Genomic DNA, 21,058 nt, shown 5'->3' with positions numbered 1-21,058 from the left:
CTCCGTCATGCCGGGTGCCAGGCCCCTTGCCGCCGTATTTGCCGTCCGACGGAGGCTGGAACAAGACTCCCCTGATCTAAGTCAGATCGACATCCGGCGAGCCCCTCCCCTTCAGGGGAGGGGTTGGGGTGGGGCCTGGCCTCAAGCACTATAGCCTGCCGCACCGCCCCACCCCCAACCCCTCCCCTGAAGGGGAGGGGCTTGAGATATAGATTAAGTGGCGGGTTACGGCATGACGCCTGGGGGAGGTTGACCCCACGGGGTCCCCTCCGCCAAAGCGTCAGTCATGAAGCGCCGTACCGGACAGGACACATCGATCACCCGCAACTGGCGTCCCGCCACCCAGGCCGTGCGCGGCGGCACCGCGCGCTCGGAATGGGGCGAGACGAGCGAGGCGATCTTCCTCACCTCCGGCTATGCCTATGACTGCGCAGGCGACGCCGCCGCGCGCTTCGCCGGCGACCAGGTCGGCATGACCTATTCGCGGCTGCAGAACCCGACCGTCGAGATGCTCGAGCACCGCATCGCCCTGCTCGAGAAGACCGAGGCGTGCCGCACCATGGCGAGCGGCATGGCGGCGATGACCGCGGCGCTGCTCTGCCAGCTCTCGGCGGGCGACCATCTGGTCGGCGGGCGCGCGGCGTTCGGCTCCTGCCGCTGGCTGACCGACACGCTGCTGCCGCGCTTCGGGATCGAGACGACGGTGGTCGACGCGCGAGACCCTCAGGCATTCGTCGACGCGTCCAAGGGCAATACCAAGGTCTGGTTCTTCGAGACCCCCGCCAACCCGACGATGGACATCGTCGACCTGAGGGCGGTGTGCGCGCTCGCCAGGGAGCGCGGCATCGTCACGGTCGTCGACAACGCCTTCGCCAGCCCGGTCCTGCAGCGCCCCGTCGAGTTCGGCGCCGACGTGGTCGCCCATTCGGCGACCAAGGCGATGGACGGCCAGGGCCGCGTGCTCGCCGGCGCGGTGTGCGGCACCGAGGACTTCATCACCAACACCCTGCTTCCCTTCACCCGCAACACCGGACCGACGCTGAGCGCGTTCAACGCCTGGGTGGTGCTGAAGGGGCTGGAGACGCTCGACCTGCGCATCCGCCGCCAGAGCGACAATGCGCTGAAGGTCGGCAAATTCCTGGAAGACCGCGTGCCCAGGCTCCTCCACCCGGGCCTTCCCAGCCACCCGCAGCACAATCTGGCGATGAGCCAGATGGAGGCGGCCGGATCGATCTTCGCCTTTGAGGTCGAGGGGCGGAGCCAGGCGCACGGCCTGCTCGACGCGCTGCGGCTCGTCGACATCTCGAACAATATCGGCGATTCGCGCTCGCTGATGACGCATCCGTCCTCCACCACCCATTCGGGCGTCGAGGAGGCGAAGCGGATCGAGATGGGGGTGAACGAAGGGATGCTGCGCATGAACGTCGGGCTGGAAGACCCGCAGGACCTGATCGACGATCTCGACCAGGCGTTGAGGGCCGTGGGGCTCTGATGGAGGCGCTGTTCGCCCACGCCGCCGAGACCCGCGGGATCGCGGTGCGCGTGCAGGTGAGCTATCTAGCCGAACAGTCGGAGCCCGCGCGCGGACGCTGGTTCTGGGCCTATCACATCCGCATCGAGAACGCGTCGGACCGGACGGTGCAGCTCCTCACCCGCCACTGGATCATCACCGACGGCCGCGGCGCGCGCCATTCGGTCGAGGGCGAGGGCGTGGTCGGCGAACAGCCGGTGATCGCGCCGGGGGGAAGCTACGACTATGTCTCGGGCTGCCCGCTGTCGACGCCGACCGGATCGATGCAGGGCAGCTATCACATGATCGACGAGGACGGCGAAGGCTTCGACGTCGCCATCCCCAAGTTCGCGCTGCTGGCGCCGGCGGTGGGGGTATGAAACGCACCCATCTCCCCCTCAACGGCCTGCGCGTCCTCGACGCCGCCGCGCGGCACCTGTCCTTCACCCGCGCGGCCGACGAGCTGGCGGTGACCCCGGCCGCGGTCGGCCAGCAGATCCGCGCGCTCGAGGATACGCTCGGCACCGTGCTGTTCCGCCGCACCACCAAGGGGCTGGAGCTGACGCCGGAAGGCGAGGCGGGCCTGCCGGCGCTGCGCGAGGGCTTTCTTCAGTTCGAGGAGGCGGTGCGCGCGATGCAGGCGGGCCAGTCGTCCAAGTCGCTGACCATCGCCGCGCCGCGCGACCTCACCGCCAAGTGGCTGATGGCCCGGCTGACCGAGATCGCCGCCGCCGACCCGGAGCTGCGCTTCGCGATCGTCGCCGACGAGGAGGTCGACTTCGCCCAGGCCAATCTCGACCTCGCGATCCGCTGGGGCGAGGGACCGGGCGAGCATGAGGGCGAGGCGCTCGAATCGGACGGCATGGTGACGGTGACCGCGCCTTCGGGCGGCGCCGACGTCGCGATCGCCTGGCCCGGCTGCATGGGCGAGGACGCGACCTCGCCGGTGCGGGTCGCCGACGCCGGACTCGCGCTCGACGCGGCGGCGGCGGGGCTGGGCCGGGCCTGCGTGCCCGAGCTGCTCGCCCGCGCCGACCTGGCGGCGGGACGCGTGGTGATGGTCGGCGAGCCGAGGATGGTCCCGCGCGGCTATTGGCTGATGGCGCCGCTCCCGCAGTGGCGGCAGAAGAAGGTCAAGGCGCTGGTCGAAGCGCTGGCGTCGTGAGCGAGCGGCCCGACCTCGGCGACCCGGCCGAGCTCGCGCGCTATCGTCATGAGCTTCGGATGGTGGCGCGTGGCACCCGCCTGTCGGGCATTGCGCTCGCGCTGCTCGGCGTGCTCGCGGCGATCCTGCGCGGCAGCGTGCTGCCGTCGCTGCCGGAGGTGGTGCCGCTCGCGCTGATCGTCACCGCGCTCGGCCTGATGCTGATCGGCACATGGCGGCGCGTCCGCTATCACATGCAACGGATGCGCAGGCTTTAGGCTTTGGGCTCGACCAGATTGAATCGTTGAGGTGTGCAAGCCCCTCCCCTTCAGGGGAGGGGTTGGGGTGGGGCAGTGCCGCAAGCGGGTTGCCCGTGGATAGGCCCCACCCCCAACCCCTCCCCTGAAGGGGAGGGGCCTAAGAAGGGTCGAGAGTGCGAGCCTGATCGAACCCGAGTCTAGGCACCTGACGCCGACGATCTTGCGCCCTTGCAATGTAGGATTTCGTTTGCTCGGATCGCCCGATCCCCGATCTGCGTAGGCATCGGCCCGCTCTTTGACCCTGTCGATTTCCCCTTGTCGCGCCGGTGCCGCATATGTGTCGCGCCGGCGGTGCTCGTGTGTCGCGTCAGCGTCGCGCACGTGTCGCGTATCTGTCGCTTCGGTGTCGCGCATGTGTGACCCCGGTGTCGCGTCGGCGCCGCGTTTTAGTCATCCCCCTCTCGCGACGGGGCCGTATTGGCTCGCGCACATGTCCCGCGAGTCAATTTAGTCAACTTTTTTGGTCAACCTCGGCCCTGCGGTTGCCGTGACTCGCCGGACCTCTGGGTGCCGGCCGCGGCCCCCGCTATAGCGCCGCCGAATCCTCAAGCGGAGAGTGAATCATGCCTCAGTCGAGCCCGTGGTCGCACATGCGCAGCAGCGGCGTCGCCGACGACATCGATTTCGAGATCAAGGGCCAGGAGCTGCAATTCCTGGAGATCGAGCTCGATCCCGGCGAGAGCGCGGTCGCCGAGGCGGGCGCGCTGGTGTGGAAGGACGCCGCGGTCGGCATGACCACGGTGTTCGGCGACGGCAGCGGCCAGGATGGCGGCTTCATGGGCAAGCTGCTCGGCGCCGGCAAGCGGCTGGTGACCGGCGAGAGCCTGTTCACCACCGTCTTCACCCACAATGGCTCCGGCAAGGCGCGCGTCGCCTTCGCCTCGCCCGTGCCCGGCGCGATCATGCCGCTGAAGCTCAGCGACGTCGGCGGCACGCTCATTTGCCAGAAGGACAGCTTCCTCGCCGCGGCCAAGGGGGTGACGATCGGCGTCGCCTTTCAGCGCCGGGTGATGACCGGCCTGTTCGGCGGCGAGGGTTTCATCATGCAGCGGCTGGACGGCGACGGCTGGGTGTTCGTGCAGATGGGCGGCACCATCGTCGAGCGCGAACTGGCGCCGGGGCAGGAGCTGCACGTCGATACCGGCTGCCTCGCCGCCTATACGCCGAGCGTCGACTTCGACCTGGTGACCGCGGGCGGCGTGCGCAGCGTGTTCTTCGGCGGCGAGGGGCTGTTCTTCGCCCGGCTGCGGGGTCCCGGCAAGGTGTGGGTGCAGTCGCTGCCCTTCTCGCGCCTCGCCGGCCGGATGCTGGCGGCGGCAGGATCGCGCGGCGGGCAGAATCGCGGTGAAGGGTCGATCCTGGGCGGCCTCGGCGACTTCATTGGCGGGAACGACTAGCATCTGCCCTCCCATCGTCACCCCGGACTTGTTCCGGGGTCCACGGGGCAGCCGAGCGCAGGTTTCGAGGCTCCAGCCGGAATCTCGACGCCCGTCCTCGCGGAGGAGTGGGTGCCGGAACAAGTCCGGCATGACGTGTGGGAGCAAGCCCCGACAAAATCGCTTCCCTAATAGGATTTGCTTTGCTTGACTTCCCCTCGGCCGGCCGTGCGAGGCGGCTGATCCTGGGTGCCGTAGCTGCTGGCGAGGGGAAACGCCGATGCGGAGAGGGTGGATTGCGGCGGCGATCGCGGCGACGCTGCTCGGCGGATGCGAGCGCGAGCGCCGGCAGGGCGGCAACCCGGCACCGCCCAAGGTCGAGGCGCCGGCCGACCTGCCGAGCGAGACCTCGACGATCGTGGTGCCGCTGACGATCGACCTCGCCGCGCTGGAAGCGGGCCTCAACGCGCGCGTTCCTCGCCAACTCTGGCAGATCGACAGGTTCCAGCCGAAATGCGTCGCCGCCAAGCGGGTCAAGGTGCTGGGCGTCCGCGCCAAGGTGACGCCCGACATCGGCTGCCGCATCGTCGGGCAGGTGACGCGCGGACGCATCCGGCTGAGCGGCAAGGGCCAGTCGCTGATCGCGACGTTGCCGGTCTCGGCGGTGATCGCCGCGCGCAACGTCGGCGGCGTCCTCAAGGGCGAGACCGCGACCGGCGCCGCCGAGGTGCGCGCGACGGTGCGGCTCGCCGTCGATCGCGCGTGGCAGCCCACCGCCAAGGTCGACATCGCCTATGACTGGACCGAGCCGCCGGGCATCGACTTCCTCGGCCAGCGCATCAAGTTCGCCGAAAAGGCCGACGCCAAGCTCAAGGGCGTGATCGCCGGCCTCGAGCGCAGCCTGCCGCAGGAGCTGGCGAAGCTCCACGCCCGCGCACGGATCGAGCAGCTGTGGCGGCAGGCGTTCACCGCGATCGAGCTCAACCGCGAGAAGCCGCCCGCCTGGATGCGGGTGACACCGAAGCGGCTGGGCTTCGGCGGCTATCGCGTCGCCGGCCGCCGGCTGGAGATGACGCTCCAGGCCGAGGCGCTGACCGAGACCTTCGTCGGCGGCCGCCCGCCCGATCCCGCGCCGACCCCGCTGCCGCCGCCGGCGACGCGGCTCGGTCCGCGCGGGCTGCGTTTCTTCGTGCCGGTGCTGGCGGACTATGCCCAGCTCGAGCCGGTGGTGCACCGCGCATTGGTCAAGCGGGCGGCCAGGGGGATCACGCTGAAGGGCGTCGGTCCGGTCGAGGCCGAGTTCGGCAAGGTCACCGTCTATGCGACCGAAGGCGGGCGGCTGGCGGTCGGGGTCAAGGCGAAGGTGCGGGCGCGGTCGCGGCCGGAGCTCACCACCACGCACGGCGAGGTCTGGCTGTGGGGCGTACCGTATAACGAGCCCAATTCGCAGGTGGTGCGCGTGCGCGACCTCAGCATCGCGGGAGAGACCGACCGGCAGGCGGTGGACATGCTGATCCAGCTGTTCCTCGATCCCGGCGTGCTCGCCGAGATCCGCGAATCGCTGACGCATGATTTCGCGCCGGATTATCAGCGGGTGCTGACGGCGGCGCGCAAGGCGATCGCCGGGCGGCGCGAGGGCGACTTCCTGCTGTCGGCCAATGTCTCGGATGTGAGCAACGGCGAGATCAGGGTCACCGGGCAGGGGCTGTTCCTGCCGGTGCGGGCGAAGGGGACCGCGGCGATCCGGTACAGTCCGGCGACGCGATGAGCCGGGCTGCGCTGCTAGGGAGCGGGTGCCGCCAGTTCCGCCGCCTTGCCGATCAGTCCGGCGAAGCGGCCGGTCTCGACGTCGCGGGCCGGATCGTTCCAGCTCCCGGTCAGCACGTACCAGTCGCCGTTCCGCGCCTGGAGCAGCAGCGTCATCGCCATCACGCCGGGCTCCGAACCACCCTTGTAGCCGACATATTGCCATTTGCCCGCAGCCAGCGGCGGGATGCCGGCGTTCTTCGAGAGCACCGCCCGCGCGTCGGCACCTTTCGGTGCCTCGGTATTGCGCCGGATCCAGTCCATCACGCGCACCAGGTCGGCGGGCGATTCGAACCATTCGAGCTGATCGATCATCACCGGCTTGCCGTCCTTGAACAGCATCGGATCGACCGCGCTGAGCGGCGTGGCGGCAACCTCGCCTGCGAGCAGCTTGCGCCTGCCAGCCTCGTCGAGCGCCAGATAGCGCCGGGCGAGCGCACCGCCGCCGACGCCCTTCAGCTTGAACAGCTCGGCCGTAGCCAGGAAGGGCCGGTTGCGCGCCGGGTCCTTGATGCCTACCACCGGCATCATCGCCTCCACCTTCTCGCGGCCCAGCGCCTTCAGCAGGACGTCGGTCGCGCTGTTGTCGCTCACCGAGATCATCTGCGTGGCGAGCTCGCGCAGCGAGACCTGCGTCCCGGCCGGCTTCTGCGCATAGCCTCCGCCGGGCAGCGGCGCGCCGTCGAGGGTGACGAGGTCGTCCCACTTGCGCTCGCCCGCATTGGTGGCGCGGATCAGCTCGGCCAGGATCACCAGCTTGAACTCGGATCCGATCGCGAACAGCCGGTCGGCGTTGTGCTCGACCAGCATCTGCGGCGCGCCGGCGCCGAGCCTGGCCAGCGCGAGCCCCGATGCGCCATGCAGCCCCTTCACCGCCGCGGCGACCTCGTCGAGCGTCTTCTCGCGCGCGGTGACGCCGTTGATCAGCAGGCCGGTGACCTGGTGCGGCGCATTCGGGTCGACCGCGATCCGGGCGGTCGCCAGCGCGTCGCGATATTCGACCGTGACCGTGCCCGACCAGGGCGTAGCGGCCTCGAGATGCTGGAGATCGGAATAGGGACCGTTGGCGACGAGCAGCTGCGCGACGATCTGATTGAACTTCTCCTTCGGCACCTGGGCGCGGAAGGCCGGAGCGAAATAGGCGTCGTAATTGCCCTTGCCGGACAGGATCTCCGCCAGCTCGTTCACCCGCGCCCTGAATTCGGGTGCCGCCTGCACCGGTACGGCAGCCGGTGCCTGCGCCGGAGCAGTCTGTGCGGTCGCCGGCGCGCAAAGGAGGAGCGCGGGCAGGCTGAGCAGCAAGGATCGCATCACGGCATTCCCCCCAAGGATTGTGTATTACTCGAATAATACACAAATCTCCGTAGGGCAAGGACCGCCGTGCGTCAGGCGTCGATCGCCTCTTCCTCCAGCCGCGCGGCGTTCTCCTGGATGAAGGCGAAGCGGTGCGCCGGGTTGTTGCCCATCAGCCGGTCGACCAGGTCCTTCACCCCGGCGCGCTCCTCATATTCCTGCGGCAGCGTGATGCGGAGGAGCTGGCGCGTCGCCGGGTCCATCGTCGTTTCCTTGAGCTGCTGCGGGTTCATCTCGCCCAGCCCCTTGAAGCGCGACACCTCGACCTTCTTGCCCTTGAACTCGTTCGCCTCGATCTCGGCGCGGTGGGCGTCGTCGCGGGCATAGATCGACTTCGATCCCACCGTCAGGCGGAAAAGTGGCGGCTGGGCGAGATAGAGGTGCCCGCGCCGTACCAGCTCCGGCATCTCCTGGAAGAAGAAGGTCATCAGCAGCGTGGCGATGTGCGCCCCGTCGACGTCGGCGTCGGTCATGATGACGATGCGCTCGTAGCGCAGGTTGTCGGGGACGCAGTCCTTCCGCGTGCCGCAGCCCAGCGCCTGGATCAGGTCGGCGATCTCCTGGTTGGCCAGGATCTTGGCCGAGGTGGCGGAGGCGACGTTCAGGATCTTGCCCCGGATCGGCAGGATCGCCTGCGTCTTGCGGTCGCGCGCCTGCTTGGCCGAGCCGCCGGCCGAATCGCCCTCGACGATGAACAGCTCGGTCCCCTCCGGGCTGTCGGCGGCGCAGTCGGTGAGCTTGCCGGGGAGGCGGAGCTTGCGGCCCGAGGTGGCGGTCTTGCGCTTGACCTCGCGCTCGGCCTTGCGGCGCAGGCGCTCGTCCATCCGCTCGAGGACGTAGCCGAGCAGCGCGCGGCCGCGCTCCATGTTGTCGGCGAGGAAATGGTCGAAATGGTCGCGCACCGCGCGCTCGACCAGCGCGGTCGCCTCGGGCGAGGTGAGGCGGTCCTTGGTCTGGCTCTGGAACTGCGGGTCGCGGATGAAGACCGAGAGCATCAGCTCCGATCCGGTCATCACGTCGTCGGCGGTGATGTCCTTTGCCTTCTTCTGCCCGACGAGGTCGCCGAACGCACGCAGGCCGCGGGTGAGCGCCTGGCGCAGGCCCTGCTCATGGGTACCGCCGTCGGGCGTGGGAATGGTGTTGCAGTACCAGCTGTAGCTGCCGTCGGACCACAAGGGCCACGCCACCGCCCATTCGACGCGGCCCTGCTCGTCGGGGAAATCCTGCCGCCCCGCGAAGAAGTCCGCGGTCGCGCACTCCCGTCCGGCGAGCTGCTCGCGCAGATGGTCGCCGAGGCCGCCGGGGAACTGGAACACCGCCTCGGGCGGCGTGTCGTCGGTGATGATCGAGGGATCGCATTTCCAGCGGATCTCGACGCCGGCGAACAGATAGGCCTTGGAGCGGGCGAGCTTGTAGAGCCGCGCCGGCTTGAAGTGCATCTCCGGCCCGAAGATCTCGTCGTCGGGGGTGAAGGCGACGCTGGTGCCGCGCCGGTTGGGGGTGCCGCCGACATGCTCGAGCGGCCCCAGCGTCACGCCGCGCGAGAAGCTCTGGCGATAGAGTTGCCGGTCGCGGGCGACCTCGATCACCGTGTCCTTGCTCAGCGCGTTGACCACGCTGACGCCGACGCCGTGCAGGCCGCCCGAGGTCGCATAGGCCTTGCCGTTGAACTTGCCGCCGGAATGGAGCGTCGAGAGGATCACCTCCAGAGCGGACTTGTCTTTGAACTTCGGGTGGGGATCGACGGGTATACCTCTCCCATTGTCGACGATGGTGAGACGGTTGCCGGGCTCCAGCGTCACTTCGATCCGTGTGGCGTGCCCGGCCACCGCTTCGTCCATCGCATTGTCGAGGACCTCGGCCGCGAGGTGGTGGAGCGCGCGTTCGTCGGTGCCGCCGATGTACATGCCCGGACGGCGCCGGACCGGCTCCAGCCCTTCGAGGACCTCGATCGACGATGCGTCGTAGTCGTTGGAGGAGGGGATGGGCGCGGCGAACAGATCTTCGGACATGGAACAAAGCTATAGGAGGGTGCGATTCCCTCACGCAACCATGTCGCGCGTCCATGTGCATCGCAATGCGATCGGTGGTATGGACCGGCATCGGCCAGGGGCTGCCGTCGCGTACGGAGGAGAATGGCCATGCATCTGATGCAGCGTGTCTTGTGCCTGTTCGGCGTGCATCGCCGCAGCCGCGGGGCTGCGGTCCACTATCCCGATGCCTTGCGGTCGGTGTGCCGCGGGTGCCACGCCCGGATGATCAAGGATCAGCACGGCTGGCGCATCGATCACGATCCGATTCCCGCAATGCCGCCGTCGCCCTTCACCTGAGCGGCGTCAGATCACCTCGATCTTGTAGTGGTGCCAGGCCATGATCGCGGCCGCGCCGCGGTGCGGCCGCCATGGCTCGGCGAGGGCACGCACAGCCTTCTCGCTGGGCCGTTCGGCATGGCCGAGCAGCCGCCCGACCTCGACCTGCACCGCCAGGTCGCCGGCGGGCCACACATCGGGCCTCCCCTCGGCGAACAGCAGGTAGATTTCGGCCGACCAGCGGCCGATGCCCTTGATGCCGGTCAGCGCCGCGATCGCCTCCTCGTCGTCCTCCGGGAGGTTCGCAAGGTCGAGCCGGCCGCCGGCGACCTCCTCGGCGAGGCTGCGGGCATAGCTTGCCTTCTGCCGTGAGAGGCCGCTGGCACGTAGCATCTCGTCGGAGGCTTTGGCGACGTTCGCCGGATCGGTGAGATCGCCGAGCGTCGCTTCCATCCTAGCCCAGATCGATTGCGCCGCGGCGACGCTCACCTGCTGGCCGACGATGGTCCGAAGCAGCGTCTCATAGCCACGCGCGCGGATGCGGGGCTCCGGATAGCCGGCGCGTTGCAGCGCGACGGCGAACGCCGGTTCGATGGAAGCCAGCGCGTCGATCGAGATGCGGAGCTGTTCGGCGGATAGGCCCATGGGATTCCTTGAATTCGGTTGACGTGCACGGCATGGGACAGGCGAACGTCAGGAGATAGCCATGCCGACATTGATCGTCACCACCCGCGACGGACAGGAGCGCGCGGTCGAGGGCGAGGCCGGCCTGTCGGTGATGGAAGTGATCCGCGACAACGGATTCGACGAGCTCCTCGCGCTGTGCGGCGGCTGCTGCTCGTGCGCCACCTGCCACGTCCATGTCGATCCGGAATTTGCCGCCAAACTCCCGCCGATGAGCGAGGACGAGAATGATCTGCTCGATTCGTCGAGCGACCGCGACGAGACCTCGCGTCTCGGATGCCAGATCGAGTTCACCGTGGCGCTGGATGGTCTGAGGGTGAGGATTGCGGCGGAGGACTGACCGTCCCGCTAATTGGTTCACGCAGAGGCGCAGAGGACGCAGAGATGTCTAGCCAGCGGCAATCATCTCGCGTCAGCGAGACCTTATCGTCCGAAGAAGGCCACTGACGCGGCCGAGATTGCCGACAGGCACCTATCTCTGCGCTCTCCGCGCCTCTGCGTGAACAAACTCTCTTTCTTCTTCTTCGCGCCTTCGCGTGAACCGGGATCAAGGCGCCAAAGGCGCCACCTTCAGCACCGCCATCGGCGTATCCTTGGTCGTCGGCGTCGCGCGCCAGCTGATCGTCTTCTTCCCGCCTGCCGTCGTGGCGCCGCTTTCGTTGTTCTGGCTGACGATCTCGGCATCGGTGGTGAGCGTGAAGGTTCCGTCGACCTTGTTCGCGGCCTTACCAGCGTCCGACATGCTGCTCTTCGACGAATCCGCCCCGAACGCCGGCGCCTTGACCCGGATGCGGTCGGCCCCGCGCAGCTCGACCATCACGAAGGGGAAGATCACCTCGGCATCGCTGCTGAACGGGAAGAGGAAGGGATAGGTGAGCTTGCCCGAGGCGGCATAGTCGATCTCGAACTTGCCGTTCCCGACATACTGGACCTTGCGGAAGCCCGCCTCCTTGGACAGCGCCTCGGCGATCGCCCTGTTCTTGGCCTCGCTGTCCTCGCCGTCCTTCGCGTCGTCGCCCTTCACATCCTGCGCCGCGATCGCTTTCGCGGATGCCTCATCGCCGGTCGCATCGGTCGACGTCTTGTCGGTGTCGCTGTCCTTGAGCCCCTTGGTGAACTCCTTGCCCATGTCGACGGCATAGACCTCGCCGACATAGGTGAAGGCGAAGCTGCGGTCGGCGCGGATGTCGAGCGTCGACACGAACTTGCCCGGCGTCAGCACGCAGCCCCACAGGATCAGCGGCGCGGCGAGCGCGAGCGACAGGCTTCTGAGACGAGCCAACATATGCGGTTACCCCTGTTCAGGCCGCCGCGGAGGTCGCCACCGCATAGAGGGCGATCGCGGCGGCATTCGATACGTTCAGGCTTTCGACCTTAGGCGAGATCGGCAGCCGCGCAAGCTGGTCGCAATGCGCCTCGGTGTTCTGGCGCATGCCTTCGCCCTCGGCGCCGAGCACCAGGCACACCTTGGGCGGTCCCAGCGCCTCGGCCAGGGTCACCGATCCGGCGCCGGTGAGGCCGATCCGCCAGTAGCTTGCCTCGGCGATCTCCTCGAGCGCGCGGGCGAGGTTGACGACGCGCACCCACGGCACCGTCTCCAGCGCGCCCGAGGCCGAGCGCGCCAGCGCGCCGGACTCGGGCGGAGCGTGGCGGTCCTGGGTGACGATGCCGAGCGCGTCGAACGCCGCCGCCGAGCGCAGCACCGCGCCGACATTGTGCGGGTCCGTCACCTGATCGAGCACCAGCAGCGGACGGCGGTCGCCGGCGCCCTGCTCCAAGAGGTCGCCGAGCCAGATGTCCTCGAGCGGATCGACTTCCGCCACCAGCCCCTGGTGAGGCGCGTCCGACGGCACCAGCCGGCCGAGGTCGGCGGCGTCGGCGAAGGTGACCGGAATCGTGTTCGGCAACGGCCCCAGCGCCGCCAGCGCCTCGCGGGTGCCCCAGATGCGGCGCACGGTCCGCTCCGGATTGGCGAGCGCGGCGATCACCGGGTGGCGGCCCCAGAAGCGGGGCCGTGACGCCGGTGCCTGGCTGGGCCTGTGTCCGCGCCGGCTCACCGGTCCTCGTCCGGATCGGGATAGGCGAAGGGATCGGTGACCTTGGGCTGCTGCGGCACCGCGCGGGGCAGGGGCTTCTCCATATTGGCGGCGTTCAGCAGGAAGGCGGCGAGCACGATCGAGCCCTGGCGCATGTCGTCGGCCTTCAGATGGTCGAAGGTGTCGACCGACGAATGATGCACCCGGCTGCCATAGTCCAGCGGGTCCTGGATGAACTGGAAGCCCGGCACGCCGACCGCCTGCATGAAGACATGGTCGGTGCCGCCGGTCTTGGAGATGGCCACCTGCGTCGCGCCCATCGAGGCGAACGGGGCGAGCCAGTCCTTGAAGATCGGCACCACCGCCGGATTGTTCTCGGCATAGATGCCGCGCAGCCGGCCCGAGCCGTTGTCGATGTTGAAATAGGCGGCGAGGTCGCCGTAGCCCGGCTGCGGGGTGATCGGCCAGCGGTTGGTCCAGCCCATCATCCGGCCGATGCCGCTGCTGGTGTCGGCGCCGCTGCCGCGCGTCGCGAGGTGTTTCTCGACGAACGCCATCGAGCCGAGCAGCCCCTGTTCCTCGCCGGCCCAGAGCGCGAAGCGGATCGTGCGCTTCGGCTTCACCCCCATCGCGGAGAGGATGCGCGCCGCCTCCATGATCATCGCGCTGCCGGCGCCGTTGTCGGCCGCGCCGTCGCCGGCGACCCATGAGTCGAGATGCGCGCCGGCCATGACGTAGCCGGCCTTGGGATCGGTGCCGGGGATGTCGGCGAAGACGTTGTAGGCCTGGGTGTCGCTGTCGTCGAAATGGACGTTGCTGTTGATCTCGAGCACCGGGGCGGGACCGACCTTGGCGATGCGGGCGAGGCGGCGATAGTCCTCGGCGGCGATCTGCACGCCGGGCAGCGGCATGGTGTCGCCGACGCCGTAGAGATAGCCTTCGCCATGGACCAGCTTGCCGTCGCGGTAGCTCTCGGTCGCATAGGCGACGGCGCCCTCGGCCTTCAGGAAGGCGCCGAGCTTCTTGGCGAACTCGAAGCGCTTGATGCGCCGGTCGGTGGCATCGGGATCGTAGCGCGGCTGCTTGAACTGATCGAGCTTGGCGAAGTCGTCGTTGCCCAGCCGCTGGAAGGCCGGCTTGTCGGGCTCCGAGCCATCGGTGGGAAGCGAGATCAGTACGATCTTGCCCTGGAGCTTGCCGCGCCAGGCGTCGAAATGGCGCTCGGCGCTCATCGGTGCGACGATCACCGGCGCCGAGATGGTGCCGTTGGTCGGCGGCGTCCAGGCGATCGGGATCGCGGTGAGCTGGATCGGGCGGGGAGTCACCATCCGCACCGAGGAGCTCTCGATCCACCAGCCGCGGCCGAAATCGAAGCCTTCCTTGTGGACGTTGCGCAGGCCCCATTCGCGGAACTTGGCTTGGGTCCATTCCTCCGCCTTGCGCATGTTCGGCGAGTTGGTGAGGCGCGGGCCGATGAAGTCGGAGAGATATTCGGCGGTGCGCGCCACCTCCGACTGGTTGGTGCCTTCGTCGATGATGCGGGCGACCTGGGTGCGGTCGGTCTCGGCCGGCGCGGGCGCGGCGAGCGCGATCAGCGAGACGGCGGCGAGAGCATGGGCAAGGCGCATCGTTATCCCCCCTTCGATCGTTTGGATGGTCGCGGTGCTATTGACCGGCGCCCCTGCTGACAAGGCCGCTCGCCCGCAAAGTCGAACACGCGTTGACATGGCGCAACACGTTCGGCATTGGGCGCCCCTCGCCTCGACAAGAGCACCCCGTGGAAGGGTGGCCGAGTGGTTAAAGGCAGCAGACTGTAAATCTGCCCACGCAAGTGTACGCTGGTTCGAATCCAGCCCCTTCCACCATCATCCGTAAATGAGAAAGCAGGCCCGCGCCCTTGCGGCGATCGGTGCGCGCTCGCTCGGGATCGATCAGAAAATGTTGACTAAATTGACTCGCGGGACATGTGCGCGAGCCAATACAGCCCCGTCGCGAGAGGGGGGTGACTGAAACGCGACACCCACGCGACACCCACGCGACACCCACGCGACTGGTGCGCGACGCGGATGCTAATCGGACGCGACGAGAGCGCGGCTTGGACGGGATTGACGGACTCAAAGAGCAGGCCGATGCCGCAACGGCGCCGGACCCTCGGGAGCCAAGCAGGCGAAATCCTACATTGCAAGGAGGTCACACCTTTCGATCCTCCCCCGCCAGGGGGAGGTGGCACGCGAAGCGTGACGGAGGGGGAGGAAGCACATCGATAGCGGGTCGCCGTCCTCCCCCTCCGTCGCCTTCGGCGCCACCTCCCCCTGGCGGGGGAGGATTGAAAGGGTACGGAACGCATCCTGCTTCCACATCGTTGGGCCTCCGTAACAGGAGGCGCATATGATCTTCACCACGCCGACCCAATATGCGGTGCTCGCGCTGTGCCTGATCGCGGGCTGGCTGTTCGGGCTCGCGTCGCACCCCGGCGGGCGCAAGTGGCGCGAGCGGTTGCGGCAGGCCGAGGTCGATCATGCTGTCTACCGCAAGGAGGCCGAAGCCCGCATCGCCGCCGCCGAGGCCGAACGCGACCGGCTGGCCAGGGCGGCGCCGGTCACCGCCCAGATCGTCGAAGGCGCCGATACCCGGCCGGCGCGGCGGGGCTGGTTCGGCTGGGGCCGCGACAATCTCTCGCGCATCCGCGGCATCGACGAGGTGCGGGAGAAGGCGATCAACGCCGAGGGCATCAAGACCTATGAGCAGGTCGAGACGATGAGCGTCGAGGACGAGGCCGAGCTCGAACGGCGGCTGGGGCTCGAGCCCGGCACCATTGGGCGGGAGGACTGGCGCGCCCAGGCGGCGATGCTGCGCGAAGGGCGCGACGAGGAGCACGGTCGGCGCTGGGGGTGATACTCCCGGGGTTGGTCCAGGCCGGGTCGCCATTCAAATCCTCCCCCGCCAGGGGGAGGTGTCAGCCATAGGCTGACGGAGGGGGAGGACGGCGACAAACTATCGGTGTGCTTCCTCCCCCTCCGTCACGCTGCGCGTGCCACCTCCCCCTGGCGGGGGAGGATTAAAAGGACCGTCAGCCCTCCTTCCCAAGCGCCGCCTGCGCCGCCGCCAGGCGGGCGATGGGCACGCGGTAGGGCGACGCCGAGACGTAATCCAGGCCGACCACCTCGCAGAAGGCGATGCTCGCCGGGTCGCCGCCATGCTCGCCGCAGATGCCGAGCTTGAGGCCGTCGCGCGCCGCGCGGCCGCGTTCGGCGGCGATCCTCACCAGCTCGCCGACGCCCTCGACGTCGAGGCTGACGAACGGGTCCTTGGCGTAGATGCCCTGCTCGACATAGGCGGTGAGGAAGCGGCCGGCGTCGTCGCGGCTCACGCCCAGCGTGGTCTGGGTCAGGTCGTTGGTGCCGAACGAGAAGAACTCGCCGACCTCGGCGATCTCGCCGGCCTTGAGCGCGGCGCGAGGCAGCTCGATCATCGTGCCGACCAGATAGTCGACGCGCTTGCCGGTCTCGGCGAACACCGCCTCGGCGGCCTTGTCCACGACCGCCTTCATCAGCTCCAGCTCGCGGGCGGTGGCGACCAGCGGGATCATGATCTCCGGCACCGGCGCCTCATCGAGGCTCACCGCCGCCTCGAAGATCGCGCGGGCCTGCATCTCGTAGATCTCGGGGAAGGTCACCCCCAGCCGGCAGCCGCGGTGGCCGAGCATCGGGTTGAACTCGTGGAGCTCGGCGGCGCGGCGCTTCAGCGTCTCGATGTCGACGCCCGAGCTTTCCGCGACCTCGGCGAACTCGCTTTCCTCGTGCGGCAGGAACTCGTGCAGCGGCGGGTCGAGCAGGCGGATAGTGCAGGGGAGGCCGGCCATCACCCGGAAGATCTCGGCGAAGTCGGCGCGCTGCTCGGGCAGCAGCTTGTCGAGCGCGGCGCGGCGGCCGGCCTCGTCCGACGCCAGGATCATCTGGCGGACCGCGGTGATGCGGGCGGCATCGAAGAACATGTGCTCGGTGCGGCACAGGCCGATGCCCTCGGCGCCGAACTCGCGCGCGGTGCGGCAGTCGAGCGGCGTTTCCGCGTTGGTGCGGACCTTGAGGCGGCGGACGCCGTCGGCCCACACCATCAGCGTGCCGAAGTCGCCGGCGAGCTCGGGCTGGATTGTCGGCACCTCGCCCACCATCACCTCGCCGGTGGTGCCGTCGATGGTAATGACCTCGCCCGCGCGGACCTCGCGCTGGCCGACGCGCATCACGCCTTCGGAGGCCTTGATCGACAGGGTGCCGGCGCCCGACACGCAGGGGCGGCCCATGCCGCGCGCCACCACGGCGGCGTGACTGGTCATGCCGCCGCGTGCGGTCAGGATGCCCTTGGCGGCGTGCATGCCGTGGATGTCCTCCGGGCTGGTCTCGACGCGGACCAGGATCACGCTCTCGCCGGCCGCGGCCGCCTTCTCGGCGGCGTCGGCGTCGAACACCACCTTGCCCGATGCGGCGCCCGGGGAGGCGGGGAGGCCCTTGGTCAGCACGTCGCGCGGTGCGGCGGGATCGAGCGTCGGGTGGAGCAGCTGGTCGAGCGCGGCGGGGTCGACGCGGAGGATCGCTTCCTCCTTGGTGATCAGCCCCTCGCTCGCCATGTCGACCGCGATCTTGAGCGCGGCCTTGGCGGTGCGCTTGCCCGAGCGGGTCTGGAGCATCCAGAGCTTGCCCTGCTGCACCGTGAACTCGATGTCCTGCATGTCGCGATAGTGGCGCTCGAGCAGGTCGAAGACCTTGGCCAGCTCGGCATAGGTCTCGGGCAGCGCCTCTTCCATCGACAGCGGCTTGGCGCCCGCCGCCTCGCGCGCGGCCTTGGTCAGGTACTGCGGGGTGCGAATGCCGGCGACGACGTCCTCGCCCTGGGCGTTGATCAGGAACTCGCCGTAATAGGCGTTGGCGCCGGTCGAGGGATCGCGGGTGAAGGCCACGCCCGTCGCCGAGGTGTCGCCCATGTTGCCGAACACCATCGCCTGGACGTTGACCGCGGTGCCCCAGCTCGCCGGGATGTCGTTGAGGCGGCGGTAGACCTTGGCGCGCTCCGACTGCCAGGAGCCGAACACCGCGCCGATCGCGCCCCACAGCTGGTCGTGGACGTCCTGCGGGAATGGCTTGCTCCACAGCTCCTCGACCAGCGCCTTGTACTCGGCGACCAGCGCCTGCCAGTCGGCGGCGGTCATCTCGGTGTCGAGGGTGTAGCCGCGGTCCTCCTTGGCGATCTCCAGCGCTTCCTCGAAGCGGGCGTGGTCGAGCTCCAGCACCACGTCGGAATACATCTGGATGAAGCGGCGGTAGCTGTCCCAGGCGAAGCGCTGGTCGCCGGAGACGGCGGCGAGACCCTGAACGGTCAGGTCGTTGAGGCCGAGGTTGAGGACGGTGTCCATCATCCCCGGCATCGAGGCGCGGGCGCCCGAGCGGACGGAGACCAGCAGCGGGTCGTTGGCGTTGCCGAACTTCTTCCCCGTCACCGCCTCGATGTGGGCGAGGCCCTGCGCGACCTCGGCCTTGAGGCTGTCAGGGAAGATGCCGCCCTCGTCGTAGTAGCGGGTGCACATGTCGGTGCTGATGGTGAAGCCCGGGGGCACCGGCAGGCCGATCGACGCCATCTCGGCGAGGTTGGCGCCCTTGCCGCCGAGGAGGTTGCGGTCGCCCTTGCCTCCGTCGGAGACGCCGCCGCCGAAGCGGTAGACATAGCGCTGGTCGTTGGCGGCGGTCGGAGCGGTGGCCATCATCTGATCCCCTTGATGGAACTCTGTTTCCTGTCCGTGGTGCGCTGCACCATCGGGACTCTCAAGCCCTGCGGAGACGAGATGTTCCGCGGGCAGGCTCGCCTGGGGAGGCAAAAATCTTGACTAAATTGACTCAGCTTCGCGTGTGTCAGCCCTCGATCCTGGAGAAGTCGGCGACGGCGTGGACGGCGTCGCGCATGCGGGCGAGGAGGGCCAGGCGCGCGGCGCGCTTGTCCTGGTCGGCATCGTTGACGGTGACCGAATCAAAGAATGCGTCGATCGGCGCACGCAAGGTCGCCAGTGCCGCCATCGCCCCCTCGAAATCCTCCGCCTCGACCGCGGCCTTCGCCTTGGGCTCGGCCGAATCGAGTGCCTCGATCAGCGCCTTTTCCGCCGGTTCGGGGGTGTAGGAAAGGGGTTTCTCCTCATGACCCGCGTAATTCTCCTTCTTGAGGATGTTCGCGGCGCGGCGGTAGCCCGTCAGGAGATTGGCGCCGTCCTCCGTGGCGATGAAGGACTGGAGCGCGCGGACGCGGGCGAGCAGGCGGACGAGGTCGTCCTCGCCGCCGAGGGCGAAGACGGCGTCGATCAGGTCGTGACGGACGCCGGCCTCGCGTTGCTGGACCTTGAGGCGGTCGGCGATAAACTCCCGCAAATCAGCCATAAAGACGCGGTCGTACTGCTGCTTGATTTCGCCTCGAAGCGTATCCGCAGCTGGAGGTTCAGGTCGCTCATCGCGGAAATTCTGAGCTAAGAAGCCGTTTCGCGCTTCTGCAAGCCAGCCTGCAAGCCTGCCTCGCAGGGACTGTTGCGTAATCAGAGCGAGAACACCGAGAGCCGCTCGTCGAAGGGCGAACGGATCCTTAGAACCTGTTGGCTTCAATCCTTTCATGAAGAAGCCGGCAATCGTATCCAGCTTGTCCGCCAGCGACACCGCCACCGTCACCGGCGCGGTCGGGACGTCGTCGCCCTGGCCGACCGGCTTGTAGTGGTCGCGGACCGCCTCGGCGACAGCCACGTCTTCGCCCTGGGCGGCGGCGTAGTAGCCGCCCATCAGGCCCTGGAGCTCGGGGAACTCGCCGACCATGCCGGTGACGAGGTCCGCCTTGGCGAGGCGGGCGGCGCGTTCGGCCATGTCGGCGAGCCTCTCCCGATCCTCCCCGGCACGGGGAGGGGGACCAGCCGCAGGCTGGTGGAGGGGGGTATCCGCAGGCGATTCACCAGGAGGAGAGCCCCCTCCACCGTCGCTTTGCGACGGTCCCCCTCCCCGTGCCGGGGAGGAGCTTATGATGCCCTCTTCCACCAGCCACCGCGCCAGTTTCGCGACGCGATCGACCTTGTCGGCGACCGTCCCCAGCTTCTCATGGAAGACGATCTTGTCGAGCTTCCTCGCCTGCTCCTCGAGCGGGGTCTTCAAATCCGTCTCGTAGAAGAAGCGCGCGTCGGACAGGCGGGCGGCCAGCACCTTGCGGTTGCCCTCGACGATCTTGGCGCCGCCGTCGGTCGCGTCGATGTTGGCGACGCAGACGAAGGCGTTGGCGAGCTTGCCGGCCGCGTCCGAGCAGACGAAGTATTTCTGGTTCACGCGGGCGGTGAGCTGGATCACCTCCGGGGGCACGCTCAGGAAATCCTCGTCGAAGCGGCCGAGCAGGGGGACCGGCCATTCCGTCAGGCCGGCGTTCTCGTAGAGCAGGCCCTCGTCCTCGATCAGCGTCAGGCCCGCCGCCGCGGCCGCCTTGCGCGCGCCCTCGGCGATGATCGCGCGGCGTTCGGCGCCGTCGACGACGACGTGGGCGGCGCGCAGCTTCTCGACATAGTCGGCGGCCGAGCCGATCGTGATCGCGCCCGGATGGCGGAAGCGGTGGCCGACGGTCGCGGCGCCGCTGGCGATGCCGGCGACCTCGCACGACACCACCTCGCTGCCGAACAGCGCGACGATGCCTTGGAGCGGGCGCACCCAGCGCAGGCTCTCGGTCGAGAGGGACGCAGCGCCCCAGCGCATCGACTTGGGCCAGGGAAAGGCGCGGACGATCGCCGGGATCGCCTCGGCGAGCAGCTCCGCGGTGGCGCGGCCGGGCTTGTCGATGACGGCGAAGAGCACGCCATCCCGCTCGACGAGCTGGTCCCGGCGGAGGCCGGTCTTGCGCAGGAAGCCTTCGAGCGCCTGTGCGGGGGCATTGGCGCGGGGGCCCTTCACCTCCTCGGAGACGGCGGCGGTTTCGTCCGGCAGGCCGCGCGCGATCAGCGCCAGGCGGCGCGGGGTGGCGTAGGTGACGGTCTCGGCGGCGGCGAGGCCCGACTTGGCGAGCTCGGCGGCGAACAGGCGGGCGAGGTCCTCGCGCGCCTTCTCCTGCATGCGCGCGGGGATCTCCTCCGAGCGGAGTTCGAGGAGGAAGTCGGTCACTCTCGATCCTCCCCGGCACGGGGAGGGGGACCGCCCGCAGGGCGGTGGAGGGGGCGGGCCGCTCGCGAAACGATCGCCTGGGCGACCTCGTCGGGGTCACGGAGCACGTCAGAGGCGGCGACGCGCAATATTTGATAGCCGGCTTGGGTCATTCGGTTCGTTCGTTCGATATCGCGTTCCGGTCGGGTGCCCATGTCGTGGGCGATGCCATCGACCTCGATGACGAGCTTGGCGGCGGCGCAGTAGAAATCGGCGCGATACGGGCCGATCGGGTGTTGCTTGCGGAAGCTTATGCCCTGCGGGGCGCCTTTCAGGCGTTGCCAGAGGAGGACTTCCGGCAGGCTCATTTCGCGGCGGGCGCGTC

At 68.8% G+C, this 21,058-nt stretch carries 18 protein-coding genes and 1 tRNA gene; 10 read left to right on the top strand and 9 right to left on the bottom strand.

Features of this window, described 5'->3' with window-relative positions; translation table 11 throughout:
* Positions 1 to 286: 286 nt before the first annotated feature.
* The 6 genes from LZK98_RS16165 (at position 287) to LZK98_RS16140 (ending at position 6,118) form a co-directional block, all read left to right on the top strand.
* Positions 287 to 1,492: a trans-sulfuration enzyme family protein gene (locus LZK98_RS16165; RefSeq protein ID WP_233783553.1), complete on the top strand. Its 1,206-nt coding sequence runs from the start codon at positions 287 to 289 to the stop codon at positions 1,490 to 1,492.
* On the top strand, positions 1,492 to 1,890 hold the full coding sequence (gene apaG, locus LZK98_RS16160) for a Co2+/Mg2+ efflux protein ApaG (protein WP_233783552.1): 399 nt from the start codon (positions 1,492 to 1,494) through the stop codon (positions 1,888 to 1,890). The genes LZK98_RS16165 and apaG overlap by 1 nt, the downstream gene beginning before the upstream one ends.
* Positions 1,887 to 2,675, top strand: a complete 789-nt coding sequence (locus tag LZK98_RS16155; protein ID WP_233783551.1) for a LysR family transcriptional regulator — start codon at positions 1,887 to 1,889, stop codon at positions 2,673 to 2,675. Before apaG ends, LZK98_RS16155 begins: the two co-directional genes overlap by 4 nt.
* Entirely contained in the window at positions 2,672 to 2,932 is a 261-nt protein-coding gene (locus tag LZK98_RS16150; protein WP_233783550.1) for a hypothetical protein, read from the top strand. Before LZK98_RS16155 ends, LZK98_RS16150 begins: the two co-directional genes overlap by 4 nt.
* 605 nt (positions 2,933 to 3,537) lie before the next feature.
* On the top strand, positions 3,538 to 4,371 hold the full coding sequence (locus LZK98_RS16145) for a TIGR00266 family protein (protein ID WP_233783549.1): 834 nt from the start codon (positions 3,538 to 3,540) through the stop codon (positions 4,369 to 4,371).
* Positions 4,372 to 4,630: 259 nt separating this feature from the next.
* On the top strand, positions 4,631 to 6,118 hold the full coding sequence (locus LZK98_RS16140; RefSeq protein ID WP_233783548.1) for a DUF4403 family protein: 1,488 nt from the start codon (positions 4,631 to 4,633) through the stop codon (positions 6,116 to 6,118).
* Positions 6,119 to 6,132: 14 nt separating this feature from the next.
* Here LZK98_RS16140 and LZK98_RS16135 read toward each other — a convergent pair whose 3' ends face one another.
* The gene (locus tag LZK98_RS16135) at positions 6,133 to 7,467 is read right to left on the bottom strand and encodes a serine hydrolase (protein WP_233783547.1); all 1,335 of its coding nucleotides are present in this window, start codon (positions 7,465 to 7,467) and stop codon (positions 6,133 to 6,135) included.
* A gap of 74 nt (positions 7,468 to 7,541) precedes the next feature.
* Entirely contained in the window at positions 7,542 to 9,521 is a 1,980-nt protein-coding gene (parE, locus tag LZK98_RS16130) for a DNA topoisomerase IV subunit B (protein ID WP_233783546.1), read from the bottom strand.
* Between the two features lie 129 nt (positions 9,522 to 9,650).
* Between parE and LZK98_RS16125 the strand changes: the two genes are divergently transcribed.
* A complete protein-coding gene (locus LZK98_RS16125) occupies positions 9,651 to 9,839 on the top strand; it encodes a hypothetical protein (RefSeq protein ID WP_233783545.1) in 189 nt (62 codons plus the stop codon).
* A 6-nt stretch (positions 9,840 to 9,845) separates the two neighbouring features.
* Here LZK98_RS16125 and LZK98_RS16120 read toward each other — a convergent pair whose 3' ends face one another.
* Entirely contained in the window at positions 9,846 to 10,463 is a 618-nt protein-coding gene (locus LZK98_RS16120; protein WP_233783544.1) for a DNA-3-methyladenine glycosylase family protein, read from the bottom strand.
* Positions 10,464 to 10,524: 61 nt separating this feature from the next.
* On the opposite strand from LZK98_RS16120, the gene LZK98_RS16115 reads away from it, so the two are divergent.
* Positions 10,525 to 10,842, top strand: coding sequence for a 2Fe-2S iron-sulfur cluster-binding protein (locus tag LZK98_RS16115; protein WP_233783543.1), 318 nt, complete (start codon positions 10,525 to 10,527; stop codon positions 10,840 to 10,842).
* 207 nt (positions 10,843 to 11,049) lie between these two features.
* Here LZK98_RS16115 and LZK98_RS16110 read toward each other — a convergent pair whose 3' ends face one another.
* The 3 genes from LZK98_RS16110 to LZK98_RS16100 are packed head-to-tail and all read right to left on the bottom strand — an operon-like array spanning position 11,050 to position 14,166.
* The gene (locus tag LZK98_RS16110) at positions 11,050 to 11,787 is read right to left on the bottom strand and encodes a hypothetical protein (RefSeq protein ID WP_233783542.1); all 738 of its coding nucleotides are present in this window, start codon (positions 11,785 to 11,787) and stop codon (positions 11,050 to 11,052) included.
* A gap of 16 nt (positions 11,788 to 11,803) precedes the next feature.
* Positions 11,804 to 12,559: a TrmH family RNA methyltransferase gene (locus LZK98_RS16105; RefSeq protein WP_233783541.1), complete on the bottom strand. Its 756-nt coding sequence runs from the start codon at positions 12,557 to 12,559 to the stop codon at positions 11,804 to 11,806.
* A complete protein-coding gene (locus LZK98_RS16100; protein ID WP_233783540.1) occupies positions 12,556 to 14,166 on the bottom strand; it encodes a M20/M25/M40 family metallo-hydrolase in 1,611 nt (536 codons plus the stop codon). Before LZK98_RS16100 ends, LZK98_RS16105 begins: the two co-directional genes overlap by 4 nt.
* Positions 14,167 to 14,317: 151 nt before the next feature.
* Here LZK98_RS16100 and LZK98_RS16095 point away from each other — a divergent pair.
* A tRNA-Tyr gene (locus LZK98_RS16095) sits at positions 14,318 to 14,403 on the top strand.
* Between the two features lie 523 nt (positions 14,404 to 14,926).
* Complete coding sequence (locus LZK98_RS16090; RefSeq protein ID WP_233783539.1) at positions 14,927 to 15,433, top strand: hypothetical protein; 507 nt, start codon at positions 14,927 to 14,929, stop codon at positions 15,431 to 15,433.
* A gap of 175 nt (positions 15,434 to 15,608) precedes the next feature.
* Here LZK98_RS16090 and ppdK read toward each other — a convergent pair whose 3' ends face one another.
* From ppdK to LZK98_RS16075, 3 genes are all read right to left on the bottom strand, one after another.
* Positions 15,609 to 18,290, bottom strand: a complete 2,682-nt coding sequence (gene ppdK, locus LZK98_RS16085) for a pyruvate, phosphate dikinase (RefSeq protein ID WP_233783538.1) — start codon at positions 18,288 to 18,290, stop codon at positions 15,609 to 15,611.
* A 148-nt stretch (positions 18,291 to 18,438) separates the two neighbouring features.
* Positions 18,439 to 20,694 carry a glycine--tRNA ligase subunit beta gene (gene glyS / locus LZK98_RS16080; protein ID WP_233783537.1) on the bottom strand — a complete coding sequence of 752 codons (2,256 nt, stop codon included), beginning with the start codon at positions 20,692 to 20,694 and terminating at the stop codon, positions 18,439 to 18,441.
* Positions 20,691 to 21,041: an endonuclease domain-containing protein gene (locus LZK98_RS16075; RefSeq protein WP_233783536.1), complete on the bottom strand. Its 351-nt coding sequence runs from the start codon at positions 21,039 to 21,041 to the stop codon at positions 20,691 to 20,693. Before LZK98_RS16075 ends, glyS begins: the two co-directional genes overlap by 4 nt.
* Positions 21,042 to 21,058 lie beyond the last annotated feature (17 nt).

Origin of the sequence: Sphingomonas cannabina (genome assembly GCF_021391395.1) — a bacterium.
In the GTDB taxonomy this organism is placed as follows: domain Bacteria; phylum Pseudomonadota; class Alphaproteobacteria; order Sphingomonadales; family Sphingomonadaceae; genus Sphingomonas; species Sphingomonas cannabina.
Note: the sequence above shows the minus strand (reverse complement) of the source record. Positions and strands in the feature narration are given on the sequence as shown.